The sequence below is a fragment of the Sphingosinithalassobacter sp. CS137 genome, assembly GCF_014334115.1.
Taxonomy (GTDB): domain Bacteria; phylum Pseudomonadota; class Alphaproteobacteria; order Sphingomonadales; family Sphingomonadaceae; genus Sphingomonas.
Genome location: NZ_CP060494.1, coordinates 3031920 through 3045932 on the forward strand (window position 1 = coordinate 3031920; position 14013 = coordinate 3045932).

The following is a 14013-nucleotide window of genomic DNA, read 5'->3' on the forward strand; positions in this document are numbered from 1 at the left end:
AGCAAGGCTAGGATGGGCCGGTTGCCGCGACTATCGGGAAACAGCCGTACCTCATCACGGCCCGACGGGCAGCGGCCAGGATGCAGGGCGCCCGGCTGATGCGACGAACTGCTACCGGCTCATTGCGGCGCGGTCGCGATCGACGAGAGATGTATCCACGGATCGCGCGCCGAGGCTGCTCGCGCGCGGCCGAAACGCCGCAGGCACTGCATGAATTCGGGATCGAACATCACGGACGGAGGCTTTTCGCACGCGCGGCCCGGAGAACTCCATCCGTCCGCCGTCACCAGCCGCAGCGGTCCGCTCGGATGTTCCAGGCGAATCGCGGCGATCGAACCCACTTCGAGCTCGTTGACGACGATCGCCTCCGCTCGCAGCGCCGCCGACAATGCGCCGCCGCTCGTGTCGATGCCCGGATCCGCCTCGACGGTGGTCGGGCCGTTCCGCACGACATAGATCGGCAGTCGCGCCTCCTCCGAGGGGATTGGCCGGCCGGGATTGAGACTTTCCTCGATCTCCAGCGCCGCCTTGGCGGATGCCGCGACGCTCGCTTCGAATACCGAGGCGCGAACGCCGCCGTCGAAATAGGTTTCGCCTTCGATTTGCACGGGCTCGAAGAACACCGGCATCGCCGCGGAGGCCAGCGCGGCGCCGGTGAGGCAGGCGCGGGCGCGGCGGCGGGGCAGCTGAGCGACTTCGACGGCGTCGACATACTGGAATTTGCCCGACGCAGCGTTGACGAAGCCGAGCAGCACGGACTTGCGCCCGTCGAGCGCACGGATCGCATCGAGCATGCACGGGCGCGCTGGGTCGTCGATCACCGCATCGGGGCAGAGCGCCTCGGCAATGCGCTGCTCAAGCGGGCGCAGGCCGGCGATCGAACCACGGAACAGCGCCTGCCACTCGGGCCGCCTGTTCACGACATCCTGTTCGCGTGCGGGGGAATAGGCGGCGATCAGCGCGTCCCATGCCTCGGGGGTGTCGACTGCGACGAAGAGCGACTGGAGCGCACCGGTGCTCACTCCGGTGATCAAGACGAATTCGGGCAAGCGGCCGCTGGCGTGCATCGCTTCCAGGAAGCCAGCGCCGAAGGCACCCCATTGCCCGCCGCCGGAGAGCAGCAGCACCGCTTCGCCCGGCGCCGCCGTCGTCAGCATCGCGTCCGGCCGCGCCCGTTGCAGTGCAGGGCGCACGAGACGGTGAATCCGCCGGTCGAGATCGCTCGCCGCCGAACCGGCCTGCGATGCGGCGAGCGCATCGGCAGACGCCTGGCGCTGTATCTCTCGCTGCAGTGTCGAGGGCGGCAGATCGTGACGAAGCGACGCGAACTCAGGGCAATTGACCGAGAGCGCGCCGCCGCTGCACCCTCCAAGCAGCATCGCGAACAGGCAGGCAAGGATCAGCGCGCGCATCGACTCTCCCCCCGAGAGATCATTTGGCGTTGCCGGACGGCACGATTGTCGGCTCTGTCCGATGTGGCTGCGGCCCGGAGCGCAGCATAACGGCGGGTGCTGACGGACGCCAGAAGGGGATCACGCCGTTTCGGACGTGCCGTTCTGCAGCGCCCGCTGCTCAGAGCGACCGCAGATGCTCGCGGATTTCGGCGGCGATGGTTTCCGGCGGGCGCATCGCGCCATCGCTGCTGGCATGCACGATGCGCCAGGGCCCCAACAGGCCGGCGGCGACCATCGCTTCATAGTTGGTGCGGACGCGCAGCTGGAGCGCGGCATCCGCCTCATGCTCGTCGTAGCGGCGGTCGGTGTAGCTGCGTTTGCGTTTCTGGAGAATCAGCGCCTTGGCGATCTCCCACGGCGTATCGAGGTAGATGCTGAGATCCGGGCGCGGCAGCACGAACTGCCGGGTTTCGAGTGCTAGGATCCACTCCATCATCGCCCGCGCTTCGCCTTCCGGCTCCTTCGCCGCCTGATACGCCATGTTGGAGGCGATGTAGCGATCGAAGACCACGACATCATGCGCGTCAGCCGCTTCGGCGATGGCGCGGCGCCACTCCAGCCGATCGAGCGCATAGAGCACGGCGGCAGCCTGTGTGGAAACCGGCACGGGAAGCTCGCCCGCAAGGAACTTCCCGAGCGTCACTCCCGCCACCGTCTCGGCATAGCGGGGGAAGGCGATCATCGTCGCACGCGTGCCCGCGGCGTTCAGCTGCTCGCAGAGCAGGGTCGAAGCGGTGTTCTTGCCGACGCCGTCGGCGCCTTCGATGGCGACGAGGATGCCCATGACTGGCTGACCCTTCTGTGGCGAAAGAGCGGCCTCTCTAGCAGCGCCGTCGGGCTTGTCACGCCACTGCGGATCCTGCCTCGCGGAGCGGCGGCCGGATCTCGCCGGCCACGGCGGAGGCGGCGGGTGCGAAGCCGGATGAATGCGCCAGCTGCAGTGCCCCCTCGGCATCGACCGGGCGGCTGTAGAGATAGCCCTGGCCATAGTCGCAACCCAGCGCAGCCAACGGAGCCGCGGTTTCCGCCGTCTCGATCCCCTCGGCGGTGGTGGGCAGGCCGAGCCCTCTGCACAGCCGGAAAATCGCTCGAACGATCTCGCCGTTTTCGGCCTCGTCGAGGTTTCCGATGAAGCTGCGGTCGATCTTCACTCGGTCGAAACGCAGCTCGCGCAAATGTTTCAGGCTGGCATAGCCCGTGCCGAAATCGTCCAGGGCGATCTGCACACCAGCATTCTTGAGCGACTCGAGAATGGTTTTCGCGGTCGGCAGATCGCCGAACAGCCGGCTCTCGGTGACTTCGATGATCAGCCGCGCCGGTGCGATGCCCGTGCTGCACAGGTGACGCAGAACACGCTGGGGCAGCCAGCGATCGTTAAGCTGAAGCGGCGATATGTTGAACGAAAGCGTCATGTGCGGCGGCCACCTGCGGGCAGCGCGACAGGCGCGGTCCAGAAGTGCGAAAGCGAGCTCCTGGATCATGCCGGCTTCCTCCGCGATCGGGATGAAGTCATTCGGGCCGATCAGCCCGCGCCTGGGGTGCTGCCAGCGGGCGAGGCATTCAAATCCGGCGATGGCACCGGTCTGGAGATCGACGATCGGCTGAAAATAGGGGACGAATTCGCCGCGATGGATTCCCGCCCGCATGTCGATCTCGAGCTGCGCGCGATCGCGCATCTCGTGATCCAGCTCGGCCTCGAAGTGACACCAGCCGCGTTCGGGAAAGCGCTTGGCCCGATACCGCGCGAATCCGGCGGAATGAAGCAGCTGTTCGGCCGAGCACGAGTCGCCGGGCGCCGTTCTGATACCGATGCTGGCGCTGATCTCCGCCATGCCGCCGCGGAGCTGGATCGGCTTTGCGACGGCGGTGCGGATGCGCGCCGCCATCGCTTCCGCAGCCTCGGGGCCGGCGGGATGGGGCAGGATGCAGGCAAATTCGTCGCCGCTGATCCGTCCGGCGGTCGCGCCGTCCGGGAGCGCCGCCAGCAGTCGCTGCGCCACCGCCTGCAGCACATGATCGCCGCCCTGATGGCCGTAGCTGTCGTTGATCGGCTTGAACCGGTCGAGATCGACCAGCAGGACGGAGAGGAGGCCATCATTCGCCTCGTCCTGTGCGCGACGGATCGCCTCGAGGAGAGCCGTGCGGCTGGCAAGGCCCGTGAGCGTGTCATATTGGATGAGGTCGTCCGCGCGCGCTTCGGCAGCGTTGCGCGAGTGAAGCGCCTGGCGCAGCAGGCGGCGTTGACGGATCAACAGGACGAAATAGGCGAGGCCCGCGCCCAGCATCGCAGTGAAGAGTTCGTCGAGCTCGAGCTTTTCGTGTTGCTCGGCGAAGTTGGCGAAGCGTTCGAACACGTCGAAGACCGAGCCGAGGGCGGCCGCCACCATGAACGGCGCGACGAGCAGGATTTCGTCACGATGCCGCTCGAATTCCTCTGCGAGCCGCCTTCGGATATTTCCGATCCGTTCTTCGCTCATCCAACTCTTCCTTCCCTCCCCACATCTTAGGATGGGCGGAAGTGCGAGTGAGTTGGGGGATGTGCGGAGGCCTATGGAAAGATTGCGCTAACCACTGTTGCCAGGCTCTCGCGATCGCAATCGTCGAGCGATATCTCGAGCTCGGGGTTCGTGCTGTAGCCGACGACCTGCCCCTCGCGCGTCAGCCCGACCGAAAGCAGGCGCCAGCCGTCGCCGTCGCGCAGCGCCGTGAGCCCGCCGGGTGTCGGACTCCGATCCGGATCCAGGATGACGATCGACTGCACCGGCAGCCCCGCGCCAAGCGTCGCGCGCGAAACGCGCAGCGCGAAGGCGCGCGGCCCGACGCCGCTCGGTGCTTCCACTTCGTCACCCGTGACTGCGTCGGCGATGCGGCCGGCCGGCATCGGTCCGCCACGCACCTGGAGCATGCGGGCAGCCGCAGCGAGCGGCAACTTTGACGGCGGAACCGCTGCGGCAGGGGCAGGACCGGCCACCGGGCTCTGAAGCTCTTCGGCGAGCGCCTGGACGCGTGCCCGGGTTCGCTCCATGCGCGCGATGGGATCGACCACGTTGCCGATCGCGGAATCGAGCGCGCCTGCGCGGTGCTGCGCTTCGATCTGCGCGCGCAGTGCCGGCTCGTCGGCGACATCGAAGATCGCGAAGAGCGCGCGCCGGATCGCGGCGTTCCAGCGCCCGAATGGCTTCACGGCATTCTCGATCCGCGAAAGATTCACGGGCGGAAGCCCATAGTCCTGGTCGATCGTCGCAATGGTCAGCGCCGGATCGGCCGCACGCCGTGCCCGCAATGCGGCGGCGAGCAGCACGGCGAAGCGCTCCTCGGTCAGATCGGGCGAATTGCCGTCCCTGAACGGCTCAACCCAAGCATCGAAATCGAACCCGGGTGCGGCAAGATCGATCAGCAGATCGGTCGGCTCCAGTCCTAGCGCGTGCGCGACTCGGCGAATCTCGTCCGGTCGCGCGAATACTTCACCGCGTTCGATTTTCGAAAGACGGATATAGGGTACATCGGGAATCCGCATCGCGAGCGGCAGTAACTTGGGATAGCCGAGTCGTTGCCGCAACTCGCGCATGCGGTTCGGAAAGACGATTCCACGGTGCAGGTCGAGCGGTACCGGCCGCTGTCCAGTGCCGCCGCTCTCACTGCTTGTCCTTCGTTCTCGTCTGACCTTGACCATTGCCGCTCCTGCCTCTCTCCGTTTGTGGAGGCTTGGCGGCTAGTCCTGAACCACGTTTAGGAATAACACAAGGTAAACAAAACGTTCTTCACGATTTCTTAATGGAGCGCTTCGAAGCTCCGAGTGCCGGGTCCGGCGAGCAACGCGCAGGGACCGGTCGGCTCCATCGGCAGGATCGCCCGGAGCCCCTCGCCGTTAAGCGCATGATGCTGCATCCACCCGGGTGCCGCGGGCGCCGGGCGGGAAGGAGCGAACACCACTCCGCGGCCGTCGGTGATAACGCCCAGTTCAGTAGGCGCCGCACCTGCCGGCCAGCGACCCTCCAGCCAGTCGATGAACGCCGACCCGGTGCGCTGGAGCCTGCCCTCGGCGCTGTCCGCGGGGCAAAATGCGTCCGGCGCTGCAGTGATCTCCATGGCCGGCACGAAAGCGGGGCCCCACCAATGAATGTGGAGCAGCCCGGGCGTGCGCGTGACGCTGAGAAACATCGCGCTCGGCAGCAGCGGGCGCGCGGCCCCGGCCAGCGCCTCGGCAAGCCGAGTCAGCCGATAATTCGGCTGGAGCGGCGCGGGGGTTGCGCTCGCCTCCTGCCAATCCTCGAGGGTGCCGTGCACCTTCACTCTCCCGATCTCGATCCGTCTGCTTCATTATAGGATCCCGCGCAGGCGCGGACCCGATTTTCGCGGCCGATATCAGTGGCGTGTCTCGGATGCATGAAGGGCGATCCGGCCGGCCGCTTCCACGGTTTCGGTCGCGGCGGTGGCGAGCGCGGAGGGCTGAACGGCCGTAACGCGTGCGAGGCGGTTGTGCGGCTGACCGGCATCCGGAAGCAGCGGCGCTCTGGTCTCTGCCGGTGCGGGGGCGGGGCGACGCCGGGCCGGAGCCGCGGCATAGTCCGCCATCACCGCAAAGCGCGGATCGCTGGCTGCCAGCTCGGTGAGCGCCTTGGTCGCGCGCTTGGTGATCTGGCGCACGCGCTCCTTGGTCACGCCGGTGTCGTTCGAAACATCGTCGAGCGTGCCGGTATCGAACAGACGGCGGGCGATGATCTCACGATCGCGCGCCAGCTTGGCGTCGAGCTTTTCCAGTTCCGCGGGATCGATGCCATGGGTGGCGACGCGCAGGCGCGGTCCCTCGGCGACCGGGCGCGGCTCGGTGCGGCTGCGCGGCCGGCGACGCAGCTGCTGGATGCCGACCTTACGCAGATTCGCGACGTAGACGTCGATGAGCGATTCGACGGCGCCTTCCGCGAGATAATCGGAAGCGGCGGATTCGGTGCGGCCCAGGGCATCCTCGTCCTCGATCAGCGCCTCGGGAGACAGTTCCTCGCCATCGGCACCGGTGGCAAGCGCGTTCAGCGAAACGGTGGTGGCTTCCACCTTCTTCGCCGACGGGCGCTGGTCGGTCATCAGGCGGAAACGCAGGCTCTGCAGTTCGCCGCGGATCTGCCAGTTCACGAAGGTCGTGAACTGCGCCTTTTCAGGGTCATAGGCCTGGATCGCGCGGTGCGCTGCGATCGCGCAGCACTGCTCGGCATCGTCCCAGTGTGCGGTGAGGCCATATTGGCGGATGAAGTGGCGGATGCGCGGAGCGATCAGCTTGAGGATCGATGCGAAGGCACGGTCGACATTGGCGCGCTGACGGGCGGTCTGGCTCCCTTCGGCGGGCGTATTCTCGAGCACTACGGCGACGGCAGCTTCGAGTGCGGCGGTGATCTTCGACATGGACGGTCCCCTGTTTGCGGGCGGCGGAACCCCTGCGGACCGCCGTTCACAAGAGGAACCTTGCCTCCGATACTCCTAACAAAATCCTTAACATCCTATATGGGCGATCCCGTATCCAACACACGACAGCGGATCGGAACGGGTGCCAACCGCAGAAAGCTGGCGAATAACAAGTATTTCCAAGAGCCGGAGGGGTGCTGGTCCTCCATTATAGGAGAATCCCGGAGTAGCGCGGCGCGCGCGCCAAAAAATTCACCCGGCAAAACGATCCGGTTGGATTCGGCGATCGATGTAGGCGAGCAGCCATTCGCGATGCGCCTCGGTCGCATTGCCCGTGCGAGCGATGCGCTGTTCGGCGGCTGCGCCTCCGATCTGCGCGACGAGCAGAGTGCGGGCGCGGTCGGGGACCAATCCGCCCCGCAGGAAGCGGCGCGCGTCGCCCAGCCCGAGGTGATGGCTGAGGTACGCCGCCTTCGCCAGCGCTTCCGGATCGGCACGGACGCGCAGCCCGTCGCTTTCCAGCCGATCGAGATTCAGCCGCGCGAAATCGGCGACCGTGCGTATCGATGCTTCCGGATCGTAGCGCAGCTGCAGCAGCGCCGAGCGCGCCTGCGGCCGAATCCGGCCCTGTCCGTCGAGCCAGCCGTGCGAAGCGGCGGTTTCGTTGAGCCACGTGCCCGGCGTGCGGGCCATATCCTGCCAGGTGCCGCTCAGAAACTGTCCGAGACCCGCTGCGCTGGAACGGGGATTGCGCGAGAGCGGATTCCAGCTTCCGTCGGCGCGACGCGCGGCCTCCGCATCGACGATCGCCGCGATCGCTCCGGCGGGGACGCCCGTGGCTTCGGCGGCGCGAGCGAGGGCCGGGGCGAATTGGGCATTGCTGCCCAGCGCCAGCAATCCGCCGCGGGCCTCGCCAACGGCATCGGCTGGTCCGCCCTGCGGAAAGACCGTTCCGGGGACGGTGATCGTCGGCGCGCTTGGCGCAGCCCTCGCCGCGGCGGCAGGCGTCGCTCCCGGCGCGGCGTCGCCATGATGGTGGCGGCAGCAGCAGCAATGATGCGGATGGCCGGCGGTCGTCGCCCCGGTGGCCGCAGTGCCAGGCTGGGCCGAGCCGCCGCCCATCATTTCGACGAGCGAACCGAGCGGCAGTCCTGGCCGGCCGGCCGGATTGCTGGCGCTGTTTCCCGAATCCGAGTCGCCGAGCGCAGCGCGCCACAGCCGGTTTGAAAGTTCCGAACGTGCGGTGGCGTAGATCAGTTCGGCGCGGCGCGCAGGCGGCAGCGCGGCGAGTGCTTCGGGGCCGTTCATCGCACATCTCCGGGCCGCAGCCGATTGCGGACCAGCCGCGCCGCGACGACGTCGTCAAGGCCGGTCTGCTCGGCAGTTGCGGCCGTGCGCTCGCTTTCCGCGCGATAGTTGTCGGCGGCCTGTTCGATCGCGCGCATCGTTCCATAGAGTTCGGTTGCCTGGGAGCGAAGCTGCGCCAGCCGCGCCTCGGCGTCGCCCGCGTCCCGCAGCAAGCGCGTGCGCTCGGCCCGCATCCGCGCCGCCCAGGCATCGGTGGGTACCCAGATTTCGTTCGTGCTCGCGCGTTCCCGCCGCGCGGTATCGATATTCTCGCGGTGGCTGCGTTCCAGGTCGCTGAGCCGCTCCACGGCGACGCTGATCGAAATCCGCAGCGAATCCACTTCGCGCCGTTGCACGCGAAGCGCAGTGTCGAAGGGAGTCATTCCGCTTCCTCCAGGATGGCGGCAAGCGCTGCAAAGCCGTCGGCGGCGCTACCCTGCTCGTTCTTGCCCTGGCCGAGCAGCTTCTCGATTGCCGGGGCGAGCGCGACCGCCCGATCGACGTCCGGATTGGAGCCGGCCTTATAGGCGCCGAGTCGCACCATTTCCTCCATGTCGCCATAGGTGGCGAGCAGGCGGCGCGCGGCGACGCGCGTTTCGTTCTGATCCTCGGGGAGACAGTGCGGCAGCGTCCGCGATACGGATTTCAGCAAGTCGATCGCCGGATAGCGGCCGCGCTCGGCAATGGCGCGGCGCATCACGACATGCCCGTCGAGAATGCCGCGCACGGCATCCGCGACCGGCTCGTTGTGATCGTCGCCGTCGACGAGGACAGTGAACAATCCGGTAATGCTGCCTTGACCCGGAAGGCCGGGCCCGGCGCGCTCGAGCAGCCGCGGCAGCTCGGCGAAGACGGTGGGGGTGTAGCCCTTCGTCGCGGGCGGCTCGCCGCTGGCGAGGCCGATCTCGCGCTGCGCCATGGCGAAGCGCGTGACCGAATCCATCAGGCAGAGCACGTCGAGCCCCTGGTCACGGAAATGCTCGGCGACGGCGAGCGTGGTCCAGGCCGCCTGGCGGCGCATCAGCGCGGGCTCGTCGGAGGTGGCGACCACGACGACCGAGCGGGCCATGCCTTCGGGCCCAAGATCGTCCTCGATGAATTCCTGCACTTCGCGGCCGCGCTCGCCGATCAGGCCGATCACGGCGACGTCGCATTGAGTCCAGCGCGCGAGCATCGAGAGCAGTACCGACTTGCCGACGCCCGAGCCTGCGAACAGGCCGAGGCGTTGCCCACGGCACAATGGCACGAAACAGTCGAGCGCGCGGACGCCGGTTTCAACGCGCGCGCCGACGCGGGTGCGATGCGCAGCGGCGGGCGGTAGCGATTTGACCGGCTGGGGATCGGCGCCAAGCGGCAGCGGGCCGAGACCATCGACCGGGCGGCCGAGACCGTCGATCATGCGACCGAGCCATCCGGCGGACGGGCGGATCGAAAGCTGGCCCGCGGAAAGGTCGGCACGCGCGCCCAGGCCCACGCCCTGCGGATCGGAGAAGGGAAGGCAGAGCGCGACGTCGCGATCCAGCGCGGTCACTTCGGTTTCGACTTTGCCGGACATCGAAGTGATCGTGACGCGGCTGCCGATCTGGGCCGCGCCCATCAGCCCTTCGACTTCGATCAGCGCACCGCGCACCGCGACCACGCGGCCGAAGCGGCGATCGGGTTCGAGCGCGCGGATCGCGCGGGCGGCGCTGGCGAGTGTCTGCATCGCTGCCTCGCCTCAGGCTGCCTGCGGTTCGGCTGCAGCGCCTTCGAGCGCGATCAGTTCGCGCGCGGCGGCAAGTGCGCGATAATGATTGCCGCCTGCGATTTCGCTGGCGAAACGGACGCAGGTTTCCCGCGCGCCGGGTGCAGTCACGCTCGCCAGCACGTCGGCGAGCAGGGCTACCACGGCATCCTGGTGGCCTGCGCGGCCTTCCTCGTCGATATAGGCGAGCATGGCCGCAAAATAGAGCTGGCGAGCGGGCGTGGTCGCATCCTCAGGACGCATGACTTCGCGGCCGCGCAGGATGGCGACATGGTTCTCGATGACGATCTGGGTCTTGCCGACCGAGCGCAGCACGGCGCCGTTGACGACTGCCTTCTCGCCGTCGCGCAGCGTGATCCGGAGCATGAGCGTGCCTTTCTGAAGCGTTTCGCAGGCATTATAGGAAGAAAGCGCTCCGGGCGGGGCAGGGGGCGGCAAATTCTGCCTAGCGCGGCGGCCGAGGCGTGCGCCGCCGCTGCTGCGGCCGGTTTTTTCGACCAGTGAGCCACTCGGGCCCAGGCCTTCAGAGGAGCGCGGGAAGCGCGGCGAACTGATTCTTTCGCGCCTGCGACCGCCTTCGCCACTCTCTTCCTATAATGCCTGCGAAGGGCCTTGCGCCTGCATCCGGGAGACACTGAGTTGAGCCTCTATTCCGCACTCTACGCCGGCGTTTCTGGTTTGAGCGCGCATGCGAGCGCGATGGCCACCGTCGCGGACAACATCACCAACATCAACACCGTGGGCTACAAGGGCACCGAGGCCCAGTTCCGCACGCTGGTGACCGATGGCCGCGGTGGCAGCAGCTATTCGGCAGGCGGCGTCGCCGCCGCGCCGATCTCGCAGGCGACCAAACAGGGCTTGCTTCAGGCATCGGGCAGCAACACCGACCTCGCGATCGACGGCGGCGGCTTTTTCGTCACCCGCACGGGTTCGGGTAACGACAGCGCCGTCGCGTTCACGCGTGCGGGCTCGTTCAAGGCAGACGAGCAGGGCTTCCTGCGCAACGCCTCGGGCCTCTACCTCCAGGGCTGGCCGCTCAAGAACACGACGCCGGCCTATGTCAACACCGGGAGCCTCGATGATCTGCAGCCGATCCGGCTCAGCGACCTGACCGGCACCGCGCAGCCGACCACGCGGCTGATGATGCGCGCCAACCTCCAGTCGGACGCCGCCGTCGGCGCGACGTTCGAGCGTTCGTTCGAAGTCTATGACGCGCAGGGCGGCTCGCGCACGCTGAGCATGACCTTCGAGAAGACCGCGGCGAACACGTGGAGCTTCGAGGTCGAGGGCGACACCTCCGCCTCCAACCCGCTGGCATCGGGCACGATGACCTTCGGCGGTGACGGCAGCCTCGCCGGGATCACGGGCACCAAGTACGACGGTTCGGCCATCACCGATCCGTTCACGCTCACGCCCGACTGGACCGGGGGCGCGGGCACTTCGGAAATCACGCTGGAGCTCGGCGACATCGGCGGCATCAACGGCATCACGCAGTTCGGGCAGCCGTCCTCGGTGATCTCGTCGGACGTCAACGGGGGCCTGCTCGGCAACCTGGCCACGGTCGACGTCAGCAAGACCGGCCGAGTGACCGCCGTGTTCGACGACGGCACGACCCGCGAAGTCTTCCAGCTTCCGATCGCCACCTTCCAGAACCCGGACGGTCTCACGCGCCTGTCGGGCAATGCCTATACCGCAAGCAAGGGCTCGGGTGGCGTGACGCTGAACGAACCCGGTTCGCTCGGCGCCGGCAATGTGGCGTCCAATTCGCTCGAAGCCTCGACGGTCGACCTCGCCGGCGAATTCACCAACATGATCCGGTTCCAGCGCGCCTACAGCGCCTCGTCCAAGATCATCACGACGGTGGACGACATGCTGCGCGAAGTGAGCGATCTGAAGCGCTGATGATCTGACGAAACCCCCGCGCTTCGGCGCGGGGGCACCAGCGAACAGGGCGGGGTCCAATGGCGCTCAACGACATTCTCAGCACGGCCGTATCCGGCCTCGCCGCATCGCAGGCGGGGCTGAAGTCGGTTTCGAACAATATCGCGAACGTCGGCGTCTCGGGCTATGCGCGCGAGCGCGTCAACCTGTCGACGGGCGTGTCCTCCGGCCGTGTCTCGGGCGTGGTGGTGGGCGAGCCGACGCGCGTCGCCGATCGATTCCTCGAGGCCACCGTCTATCGCCGCTCGGGCGACTATGGCCGGGCCGAGGTGAGCGCCAATTATCTCGACCGGCTCCAGTCGCTGCTCGGCCAGCCCGGCGCAGCGTCGGGCCTGCCCGCGCGGCTCGACTCGATTTCGGCTTCGGCGGTCGCAATGACGGGATCGCAGGCATCCGAACAGACCGTTGCGGCCTTCACCGCCGACGTCCAGGACGCAATCACCTCGATGCAGCAGCTCGACGACGATGTCGCCGGCCTGCGCGGCGATGTCGAAAGCGAAGTCGGCTACACCGTCGATCGCATCAATAGCCTGCTCACCCGTATCCACGATCTCAATGGCACGGTCGCACGCCTCGAAGGGCTGGGGCGGAGCGCCAGCGGATCGGCCGACCAGCGCATGAGCGCCATTCAGGAGTTGAGCTCGCTCGTCAACGTGACTGTCCGGGACCAACCCGACGGGCGCGTGACGATCGAAACGGCCTCGGGCGCGATGCTGCTCGACCGGCGGCTGCGCCAGCTCTCCTATCCTTCGGGCGGCGGCGGCATGTCTCAGCCGATCTACCCGACCATCGACATTCGCTTTGCCGATGCGAACGGTGCGCCCGGCGCGGCAACCGGCGAGCGGATCGATTCCGCGGCGGTCGGCGGCAAGCTGGGCGGGCTGCTCGACCTGCGCGACCGGCAGCTTCCCGAGTTTTCCGAGAAGCTCGGCGTGCTGTTCGGCGGTCTCGCCGAGGCGCTGAACAGCGTCGCCAACGAAGGCACCACCGTGCCGCCGCCCGCCAGCCTCAACGGACGCGCCACCGGGCTCGTCGGCAGCGATCGCCACGGCTTCACCGGCTCCGCCACCTTCGCGGTGACGAAGGCGGACGGAACGTTGGTGGCGAGCACGAGCATCGATTTCGCGAGCACTCCGGGGCTGAACACCGTCGATGACATTGTCGCGCGGATCAACACGGATCTTGGGGGCGCGGCGACCGCCAGCTTCGTCGACGGGCGGCTCAGCATCACGGCTTCCGGCGGCAACGGCGTGGTCGTCGCGCAGGACGCGAACGATCCCAGCGCGCGCGCCGGCGTCGGCTTCTCGCAATATTTCGGGTTGAACGATATTGTCCGCAGCGATGCCAGCGCGCTCGTGCCCTCGGGCTTCGATGCCAGCGACCCGCACGGATTCGGCGCGGGAGAATCGGCGGAGATCGTGCTGCGCGACACCTCCGGCCGCGCGCTGACCCGCTACACGCTCACCGGCTCCACCGGATCGACCTTCGGCGACGTGATCGGCGAGCTGAACGCCAGTCCGCTGGGACAGTTCGGTACCTTCTCGCTCGACGATCGCGGCCGCGTGCGTTTCGCGCCAGCGGCGGCACTTTCCGGGGCGACGCTGTCGATCCCCTCGGATTCGACCGACCGCTTCGGTTCGGGCCGGTCCTTCTCCTCGCTGATGGGGCTGAGTGGCGGCGCCAGCGGGCTCTCGAGTGCCGAGGTGCGCCCCGAGGTGCTTGCCGATCCGTCGAAGCTGCCGCTCGCGCGGCTGCAACCCGGCGTGGCCATCGGCGCCAAGGCGCTCGGCCCAGGCGACGTGCGCGGCGCCACGGCGTTCGTAGAGCGGCTCGGCCAGCCCGTCGATCTCGGCAAGGACGGCGTGGCGACGATGGAGCGCTTCTCGAGCCTGCTGCTTGGCCGCACGGGCCTCGTGGCGTCGCAAGCGACAGATTCTTTCGCCGATGCAACGGCCCGGCGCGATGACGCGGTCAACCGCCGCGACAGCTTTTCGGGCGTCAACATCGACGAGGAACTGGCGCAGATGGTGGTGTTGCAGAACAGCTATTCCGCCGCTGCGCGCGTACTGACGACTGCCAGCGAAATGTACGACACGCTGATCGCAATGGTCCGCTGAAGGAGACGGAGAC

Annotated in this window: 12 protein-coding genes; 2 read left to right on the forward strand and 10 right to left on the reverse strand. The window is 67.7% G+C overall.

Going from position 1 to position 14013, the window contains the following annotated elements:
- Positions 1-119: 119 nt before the first annotated feature.
- From H7V21_RS14900 to H7V21_RS14945, 10 genes are all read right to left on the reverse strand, one after another.
- Complete coding sequence (locus H7V21_RS14900; protein ID WP_188054486.1) at positions 120-1412, reverse strand: patatin-like phospholipase family protein; 1293 nt, start codon at positions 1410-1412, stop codon at positions 120-122.
- A 160-nt stretch (positions 1413-1572) separates the two neighbouring features.
- Complete coding sequence (locus H7V21_RS14905; RefSeq protein ID WP_188054487.1) at positions 1573-2238, reverse strand: AAA family ATPase; 666 nt, start codon at positions 2236-2238, stop codon at positions 1573-1575.
- Positions 2239-2296: 58 nt separating this feature from the next.
- Positions 2297-3931: a putative bifunctional diguanylate cyclase/phosphodiesterase gene (locus tag H7V21_RS14910; RefSeq protein ID WP_188054488.1), complete on the reverse strand. Its 1635-nt coding sequence runs from the start codon at positions 3929-3931 to the stop codon at positions 2297-2299.
- A gap of 71 nt (positions 3932-4002) precedes the next feature.
- A complete protein-coding gene (locus H7V21_RS14915; protein ID WP_262503905.1) occupies positions 4003-5022 on the reverse strand; it encodes a helix-turn-helix domain-containing protein in 1020 nt (339 codons plus the stop codon).
- 203 nt (positions 5023-5225) lie between these two features.
- Complete coding sequence (locus H7V21_RS14920) at positions 5226-5741, reverse strand: hypothetical protein (protein WP_188054489.1); 516 nt, start codon at positions 5739-5741, stop codon at positions 5226-5228.
- A gap of 78 nt (positions 5742-5819) precedes the next feature.
- Entirely contained in the window at positions 5820-6851 is a 1032-nt protein-coding gene (locus tag H7V21_RS14925; protein WP_188054490.1) for a sigma factor-like helix-turn-helix DNA-binding protein, read from the reverse strand.
- Between the two features lie 252 nt (positions 6852-7103).
- Positions 7104-8159 (reverse strand): peptidoglycan-binding protein, encoded by a 1056-nt coding sequence (locus H7V21_RS14930; protein WP_188054491.1) that lies wholly within the window; start codon positions 8157-8159, stop codon positions 7104-7106.
- Positions 8156-8581, reverse strand: coding sequence for a hypothetical protein (locus H7V21_RS14935; RefSeq protein WP_188054492.1), 426 nt, complete (start codon positions 8579-8581; stop codon positions 8156-8158). The genes H7V21_RS14930 and H7V21_RS14935 overlap by 4 nt, the downstream gene beginning before the upstream one ends.
- Complete coding sequence (fliI, locus tag H7V21_RS14940) at positions 8578-9903, reverse strand: flagellar protein export ATPase FliI (protein WP_188054493.1); 1326 nt, start codon at positions 9901-9903, stop codon at positions 8578-8580. The genes H7V21_RS14935 and fliI overlap by 4 nt, the downstream gene beginning before the upstream one ends.
- A gap of 12 nt (positions 9904-9915) precedes the next feature.
- Complete coding sequence (locus H7V21_RS14945) at positions 9916-10308, reverse strand: flagellar biosynthesis repressor FlbT (protein ID WP_188054494.1); 393 nt, start codon at positions 10306-10308, stop codon at positions 9916-9918.
- Between the two features lie 333 nt (positions 10309-10641).
- Between H7V21_RS14945 and H7V21_RS14950 the strand changes: the two genes are divergently transcribed.
- Positions 10642-11844 (forward strand): flagellar hook protein FlgE, encoded by a 1203-nt coding sequence (locus H7V21_RS14950; RefSeq protein WP_262503906.1) that lies wholly within the window; start codon positions 10642-10644, stop codon positions 11842-11844.
- 59 nt (positions 11845-11903) lie between these two features.
- Entirely contained in the window at positions 11904-14000 is a 2097-nt protein-coding gene (locus H7V21_RS14955) for a flagellar hook-associated protein FlgK (protein ID WP_188054496.1), read from the forward strand.
- Positions 14001-14013: the final 13 nt, after the last annotated feature.

Coding starts and splice junctions, on each gene's coding strand:
- H7V21_RS14915 (WP_262503905.1), bottom strand. CDS start 5,022: ATGCGCGAGTTGCGGCAACGACTCGGCTATCCCAAGTTACTGCCGCTC.
- H7V21_RS14935 (WP_188054492.1), bottom strand. CDS start 8,581: ATGACTCCCTTCGACACTGCGCTTCGCGTGCAACGGCGCGAAGTGGAT.
- H7V21_RS14945 (WP_188054494.1), bottom strand. CDS start 10,308: ATGCTCCGGATCACGCTGCGCGACGGCGAGAAGGCAGTCGTCAACGGC.
- H7V21_RS14925 (WP_188054490.1), bottom strand. CDS start 6,851: ATGTCGAAGATCACCGCCGCACTCGAAGCTGCCGTCGCCGTAGTGCTC.
- H7V21_RS14900 (WP_188054486.1), bottom strand. CDS start 1,412: ATGCGCGCGCTGATCCTTGCCTGCCTGTTCGCGATGCTGCTTGGAGGG.
- H7V21_RS14905 (WP_188054487.1), bottom strand. CDS start 2,238: ATGGGCATCCTCGTCGCCATCGAAGGCGCCGACGGCGTCGGCAAGAAC.
- H7V21_RS14910 (WP_188054488.1), bottom strand. CDS start 3,931: ATGAGCGAAGAACGGATCGGAAATATCCGAAGGCGGCTCGCAGAGGAA.
- fliI (WP_188054493.1), bottom strand. CDS start 9,903: ATGCAGACACTCGCCAGCGCCGCCCGCGCGATCCGCGCGCTCGAACCC.
- H7V21_RS14955 (WP_188054496.1), top strand. CDS start 11,904: ATGGCGCTCAACGACATTCTCAGCACGGCCGTATCCGGCCTCGCCGCA.
- H7V21_RS14950 (WP_262503906.1), top strand. CDS start 10,642: ATGGCCACCGTCGCGGACAACATCACCAACATCAACACCGTGGGCTAC.
- H7V21_RS14930 (WP_188054491.1), bottom strand. CDS start 8,159: ATGAACGGCCCCGAAGCACTCGCCGCGCTGCCGCCTGCGCGCCGCGCC.